Annotated in this window: 10 protein-coding genes and 1 pseudogene; all 11 read left to right on the plus strand. The window is 45.9% G+C overall.

Going from position 1 to position 4,947, the window contains the following annotated elements; genetic code table 11:
• A partial coding sequence (locus tag AB5903_RS21585; RefSeq protein ID WP_368118274.1) for a toprim domain-containing protein occupies window positions 1-459 on the plus strand: 459 nt, incomplete at its 5' end.
• An 18-nt stretch (window positions 460-477) separates the two neighbouring features.
• Window positions 478-915 (plus strand): hypothetical protein, encoded by a 438-nt coding sequence (locus tag AB5903_RS21590; RefSeq protein ID WP_016662307.1) that lies wholly within the window; start codon window positions 478-480, stop codon window positions 913-915.
• Between the two features lie 10 nt (window positions 916-925).
• The gene (locus AB5903_RS21595; protein WP_016662306.1) at window positions 926-1,651 is read left to right on the plus strand and encodes a DUF2786 domain-containing protein; all 726 of its coding nucleotides are present in this window, start codon (window positions 926-928) and stop codon (window positions 1,649-1,651) included.
• Between the two features lie 133 nt (window positions 1,652-1,784).
• Window positions 1,785-2,132 (plus strand): hypothetical protein, encoded by a 348-nt coding sequence (locus tag AB5903_RS21600; protein ID WP_016662304.1) that lies wholly within the window; start codon window positions 1,785-1,787, stop codon window positions 2,130-2,132.
• Window positions 2,129-2,431 (plus strand): hypothetical protein, encoded by a 303-nt coding sequence (locus AB5903_RS21605; RefSeq protein ID WP_016662303.1) that lies wholly within the window; start codon window positions 2,129-2,131, stop codon window positions 2,429-2,431. Before AB5903_RS21600 ends, AB5903_RS21605 begins: the two co-directional genes overlap by 4 nt.
• Window positions 2,424-2,663, plus strand: coding sequence for a hypothetical protein (locus AB5903_RS21610; RefSeq protein WP_016662302.1), 240 nt, complete (start codon window positions 2,424-2,426; stop codon window positions 2,661-2,663). Before AB5903_RS21605 ends, AB5903_RS21610 begins: the two co-directional genes overlap by 8 nt.
• A 14-nt stretch (window positions 2,664-2,677) precedes the next feature.
• Window positions 2,678-3,136, plus strand: a complete 459-nt coding sequence (locus AB5903_RS21615; RefSeq protein WP_016662301.1) for a hypothetical protein — start codon at window positions 2,678-2,680, stop codon at window positions 3,134-3,136.
• Window positions 3,137-3,153: 17 nt separating this feature from the next.
• Complete coding sequence (locus AB5903_RS21620) at window positions 3,154-3,591, plus strand: hypothetical protein (RefSeq protein ID WP_016662300.1); 438 nt, start codon at window positions 3,154-3,156, stop codon at window positions 3,589-3,591.
• A gap of 161 nt (window positions 3,592-3,752) precedes the next feature.
• The gene (locus AB5903_RS21625) at window positions 3,753-4,046 is read left to right on the plus strand and encodes a DUF3127 domain-containing protein (protein ID WP_016662299.1); all 294 of its coding nucleotides are present in this window, start codon (window positions 3,753-3,755) and stop codon (window positions 4,044-4,046) included.
• A complete protein-coding gene (locus AB5903_RS21630; RefSeq protein ID WP_117917855.1) occupies window positions 4,043-4,585 on the plus strand; it encodes a DUF3575 domain-containing protein in 543 nt (180 codons plus the stop codon). The genes AB5903_RS21625 and AB5903_RS21630 overlap by 4 nt, the downstream gene beginning before the upstream one ends.
• 12 nt (window positions 4,586-4,597) lie before the next feature.
• Window positions 4,598-4,947, plus strand: a pseudogene (locus AB5903_RS21635) (hypothetical protein); the annotation flags it as partial.

Raw genomic sequence — 4,947 nt, forward strand, 5'->3', positions numbered from 1 at the left:
AACCCCCGCGAGAAATACGCGATTGGATTTGCCAATGACCATCAGGGGTTCGAATTGCGGAACAGCATGTTCAAGGGGTGTGCCAATACCAAGGACATTACCAGCATTGCAGAAGGCAACCGTTCCTGTGCCGTTTTCGAAGGTTTCTTCGACCTGCTCAGCTTCAAGCAGTATGCAAAGGACCATCCTGAATTGCCGGCACTGAGGAAGCTGGATGTGTGTGTGCTCAACTCCACAGCCATTGTCGAACGTTCGAAAGATTTCCTTTCAAGGTATGAGAAAGTACATGCTTTCCTTGACAATGACGGCCCGGGACGGGAGGCTTTCCGAAAAATGCAACGGTTCCTTCCAAAAGGTACGATATTGGTGAATGAGTCCGAGCGTCTGTATCCGTCATGCAATGATTTTAACGAATTCCTGCAGAAAATGAAATGCCCGGTAAGCGGGCATGAGATGTGAAGAGCAAAAAACAGAATAATGAAAACATTTGAAGAAATATACCGGGATGTAACAGAACGTAGCGGCTGCAATTCCGGAGAGACATTTGCAAGGGCCATGTTTGAAGAAGGTATGAGACAAAACCTTGAGTGTTGCATGGATAAGGCAGCCGGTTCCTATACGGATCTCATGGCCTTTGCAGGATGGTTTGGAAACCGTCTGGCCAGGGAGTCGGTCAGGTGTAATGCCGCCCGCGTAAGTTTCTCCCAGAATATTACAATTGAAGGGAAAAGATACACCACCCGGTTCGGGACTGTGACTTTCAGTACAGAAGAAAAGAAGAGCCTTGCAGAGCGGGCGGAAGAGATTGCCGAAAGACTGTTGTCATCCGGTCCGGCGCATGACCTGAAAGCGGTATTGAAAGAAGCCGTACTGACCGGCTACGATTTACAGAAGGATGATTTTGATGAAGATTAAACAATCAAGTATGAAACAGGAGAATGACATACCGGATAAAATTATGGAGCGTATCCGCAAGCTGATACGCCTGAAAAAGTCGACAACCTCGGAAGGAGAGGCGAACAATGCGGCCATATTGGTGAACCGGCTTCTGAGGGAGTATAACCTTTCCCTGCTTGACATAAATGAAAGGCAGCCAGAGGAGAAGTTCCAGATCAGGAGATCTGACAGGCTCAGTTTCAAGGATACATTCGGCAGTTACTGGAAGCGTGATCTGCTTCGTGTCCTGTGCCAATATAATTACTGCCGGCTGCTTATTTATCAAGGAACCACAGATATGACCATTGTTGGAACCGAAGAAAATATTGCAGCCGTAAGCGTCCTGTATGATTATCTGCGTTCTGCCTTCCGCAGGCTGGCGAATAAAAGACATCTGGAGTACGTGTCTTCAAAACGGGGGTATTACCGTACCGGAAAATACAAAAAGAAATATATCCGCTCATATCTTGAGGGAGCATCATCCGGACTGAGAGAACAATTTGAAGCCATACGCAATATTCCGGCGGAAACAGTCCGTGATACCGCCCTGGTACTTTGTCAGGGCGCACTTATAGACAAGTATCTGGAAAAAATCAGGACATGTAAAAAAGTCCTGACAAGAAATGCACAGACTGACTATCCCGCCTATTATTCTGGCATGGGTGACGGGCTGAGTATCAATCTGGACAGGCAAATAAAAGGGGGATGCATATGAGAGTATTCTGGATAGTTTTTGCCACTGTATATATACTGGGTTGGGTGTGGCTCTGTTATTCCGCCATGCATGCCCCCAGTGATCTGGATTTGTGGGGTGAAGAGATAGAATAAGCCATTTAAACTATAATAATATGTACTTTATACATTATATACAGACCTATGCGTCGGTAAACAGGAAAGGCAGTGAACTCCAGGAGTATATCCTGAAATTCAAAGACTGCCTGCTCAAGGACCGGAATGCACTGGATGACCTGAAAGAAGAGATTCACTGTCGGATAGAAGAGCTGGATGCCAAATATCCGCGTACCAAACCCCTGCATTTTGTTGCAGGAAAGGATACCGCCCCCCAATGGTACATCCATGTGGAAGGTAAATCGGACAACCTGGTATGCATCATATCGGTTACGAAAGTGAAATGCCTGTTAGGAGAAGGAACTGTTATCTTTCCCGGGGAAGAACCGGGCAACGGTAAGCCATGAGGAATACATTCTGGTTTGCTGTGGACTATGACGGTACGGGGCATCTTTTCACTTACAAGCCTGAAAGGGATACCGGCATATGGATCGGCAAGGAAGCCCTGCATATTCCCCAGGGAGCGTTCAAGGAAATGTTTCCCGGTATCACCTGGCAGGATATTCCCATAGCGGTAACATTGGAAGTGCTTCCTCGTGAGGAGACCTTCCGGCTACGCCTGTCAAAGAGTTGCAGTTATCTTTTCAGGAAATATATCCGTATCCCGAGGAAAGGAGAACAATCAAAACATTGGAGTCATGAATAAATCAGATGCAGAAAGAATTTTCCTCTTGGCAACCAAAAAGAGTGCTGAAAGAGACGGCACGACCTATTGTATAGGCGTGTTCAAATTAGGTACTTCAAATATGGAGTTTATTGTAGGAGAAACTGACAATGACCGGGAATACAAGGCCGGTGATGAAGTCACGTATATCTATAGTGCCGACTATACAAGTGATATGCAAAATGCATTGAACTGGCTGAATAGCATAAAATGAAAAAGGAATGGACTATGGAAATATTAACGGCATTACAATGGGCTAAAAAGGGTTTTATACCCAATGAGGGGGCGGAAGGTACAGAACAATGGACTAATTGTTATTACTCTGCCAAAGCTGTCTATTTCAAAGACTGTGAAGTACATGAAGATAAGGAAGCTGCAAAAGCCATCCTCTCTGCCAAAAGGAAAGAATATCGGGATGTAGCCAAGAAACGGGAAGAGAAGAGAAAACAGAATGCCGAATACCGGGAGAAAATGAAAACTCATTGGCAATGGTTACAAGAGGGAAGAATTCCTGACCCTCATGCACGTTGGAGAGTTGGAGAGGAATTGAATAGAATTTATAATACCTGTTCTTATGGCAGTAGATACTGTTATTGCCATGAGAGATATACCCATGAACCTAAAAATGATGAAGAGATACAAAAAGCCATTTTGGATTTTCATAAAAACGGAGATAGCTGGGGCTGAATATAAACAGTATAGAGATGAATAGATACATGGACTGGGAACTCTATGAAGAACCGCCTGAAGGATTCTCTATTGACAAACATACCGGTTCTCCTCTATTCGGATATGATTTCTTTACAAACGGTAAAAGTGTCCTGAAGGGTCAAAAGAGGGTTCTTGTGAAGGCCAACATACCTGCCAATGACGTAGCGGTTAATCACCCAACGAGCAAAATGCAGAAGCCCAAGAGCAAAGAGCCCAAACAAGACCCGATGATTAACCGTAATGTACGTCAAAGGGTAAACGTCTTTGCCCGCGAGAGATTTAAAGTGAAGCTGTTACAAGAAATAGAATTTGATTTAATGGTGTGTCAGCTGGAAGGATGGAGCATGGGAAGCTATGTCTGTGAGATTAAACAATTGATTGATGATATATTTCAGAAAATGACAAAAGAAATGAATAAAACTGTATTATGAAATATCTGGCAGTTGAAATAAATGACATTACAAATATAGAGCATAAGCGGGATATGCGTTTTTCATAAATGGAATAAAAGTTTTAATGGCATTCAGATTTTAACCATGAAAGCGTATCCCCGCTTAATCTACAGAATCACATCAAACCAATATTAATAAAAATGGAAATACAAGGAAAAATCATCGCCGTTCTTCCCATCAGGGATGGGATCGGCAAGACATCCGGCAATGAATGGAAGAGCCGGGAATTCGTTCTCGAGACAGAAGAAAACAAGCCGCAGAGCCTGTGCCTTCAGCTGATGAACGCCAACATTGACCGGTATGCCGTCGAGGTCGGCCAGACTGTGCATGTGAAATTCGATTGTGCCGCCCGCCAGTGGGAGAACCGTTGGTTCAATACCCTGACTGCCTGGGAAGTGGTTGTCATCAAGGAAAAGGAGGAGAAGCCGGTATGATAAAAAAGGCATTTCTTCTGGCAGGCTTCCTTGCCTGCGGCCTGGCTGTATCGGCACAGTCCTATTCGCTGCGTACCAACATAATCGGTCTGGCTACGGCCAACCTGAACCTGGAGGCGTCCATGACACTGGACCGCAAGTGGTCGCTGCATCTGCCGCTTCAGTACAACCCTTTCAAGTTTTCGAAGAACCGCCAGTTCCGCAATTTCTATGCATCGCCTGGTGTACGTTACTGGCTGCTTGAGAGTTATATGGGAGGGTTCATCGGCATGCATGGCACTGCCGGTACATACAGTGTAGGCAACCTTTTCGGCAGCAAATACCGTTATGAGGGTGAAGGTTACGGTGTGGGTATAAGTATCGGCCGGGCATACCAGTTGGGACGACGCTGGAACCTTGAGTGGGAGCTCGGAGCCGGGGCAGTGTGGCTGGGATATGACAAATATCTGTGTAAACGTTGCGGTGACCTTGTGGAAAAGGACTACGGCTGGCATTTTCTTCCTACCCGCGCCGCACTGAACATGGTTTATCTTTTTTAATTTCCCCCACCGATGAGAAAGACAAGACGTATCATACCTTACGCATTGCTCTCGGGACTGCTTGTCTCATGTGTTACAGACCACAAGCTGGCACGTGTACGCATCTCCCAGCCTCAAATGAAAGAAGCGGTCGCAGATACAGGATTCCGCCTGCCCCGGCAGATAACATGGACGGATGACAAAGGAAAGGAGCATATTGTGACCGAGGCCACGAAAGACAGCGTTACGGGTGAATACATTACCCAGATGGAACTCTCCGAAATCACCGTCGTGGCAAAGAGCAAGCAGGTGGCGGAAAGGAACGGCAAGATCAACCTGGATTTCATCGTCACAGTACCCGGTGAGCTGATCAGCAACAAATG

It is taken from the genome of Bacteroides sp. 2201st1_D9_2201SCRN_220225, assembly GCF_040928965.1.
GTDB classification, from domain to species: Bacteria; Bacteroidota; Bacteroidia; order Bacteroidales; family Bacteroidaceae; genus Bacteroides; species Bacteroides stercoris.

Bases quoted from the DNA above. Each gene is read 5' to 3' on its own strand.
- AB5903_RS21600 (WP_016662304.1), top strand. From the start codon at position 1,785: ATGTACTTTATACATTATATACAGACCTATGCGTCGGTAAACAGGAAA.
- AB5903_RS21630 (WP_117917855.1), top strand. From the start codon at position 4,043: ATGATAAAAAAGGCATTTCTTCTGGCAGGCTTCCTTGCCTGCGGCCTG.
- AB5903_RS21625 (WP_016662299.1), top strand. From the start codon at position 3,753: ATGGAAATACAAGGAAAAATCATCGCCGTTCTTCCCATCAGGGATGGG.
- AB5903_RS21620 (WP_016662300.1), top strand. From the start codon at position 3,154: ATGAATAGATACATGGACTGGGAACTCTATGAAGAACCGCCTGAAGGA.
- AB5903_RS21595 (WP_016662306.1), top strand. From the start codon at position 926: ATGAAACAGGAGAATGACATACCGGATAAAATTATGGAGCGTATCCGC.
- AB5903_RS21605 (WP_016662303.1), top strand. From the start codon at position 2,129: ATGAGGAATACATTCTGGTTTGCTGTGGACTATGACGGTACGGGGCAT.
- AB5903_RS21615 (WP_016662301.1), top strand. From the start codon at position 2,678: ATGGAAATATTAACGGCATTACAATGGGCTAAAAAGGGTTTTATACCC.
- AB5903_RS21590 (WP_016662307.1), top strand. From the start codon at position 478: ATGAAAACATTTGAAGAAATATACCGGGATGTAACAGAACGTAGCGGC.
- AB5903_RS21610 (WP_016662302.1), top strand. From the start codon at position 2,424: ATGAATAAATCAGATGCAGAAAGAATTTTCCTCTTGGCAACCAAAAAG.